At 66.7% G+C, this 505-nt stretch carries 1 protein-coding gene; it reads left to right on the forward strand.

Annotated features, from left to right (window positions below; all coding sequences use genetic code 11):
- Positions 1–504: C39 family peptidase (locus tag ACTMTB_RS30880; RefSeq protein WP_441149648.1), on the forward strand; the 504-nt coding region annotated here is incomplete at its 5' end.
- Position 505 lies beyond the last annotated feature (1 nt).

Consider the following 505-nt stretch of genomic DNA (forward strand, 5'->3'; position numbering starts at 1 on the left):
CTCAACGTGCGCTACGAGGCCCAGCCGAACTTCTACTACTGCGGCCCCGCCGCCACCCGCAACGCCCTCTCCGTACAGGGCAAGAACATCGACGTCGACGCCATGGCCAAGGAAATGGGCACCACCGAGGCCGGCACCAACAGCATCAACGACATCACCCCCGTCCTGAACAAGGAAACCGGCAAGAAGGACGCCTACCGGTCGGTGGAGATCCGCGACAGCAAGGCCGACCGCAAGCAGACCGACAAGCTGCGCACCGACATCGTCCGCACCATCGACGACGGCCGCGCCGTGGTCGCCAACATCGCCGGCACCGCCACCGACACCGACGGCACCACCCACTCCTTCGAAGGCGGCCACTACATCAGCGTCGTGGGCTACACCAACGGCGGCAAGACCGTCACCATCGCCGACTCGGCCAACCCCGACCAGGCCTCCTACCGGATGAGCGTCGACAACCTCGCCGACTGGATCGCCACCCGCGGCTACTCCGCCACCGCCTGAC

This window comes from Micromonospora sp. L32 (assembly GCF_052068055.1).
In the GTDB taxonomy this organism is placed as follows: Bacteria; Actinomycetota; Actinomycetes; order Mycobacteriales; family Micromonosporaceae; genus Micromonospora; species Micromonospora purpureochromogenes.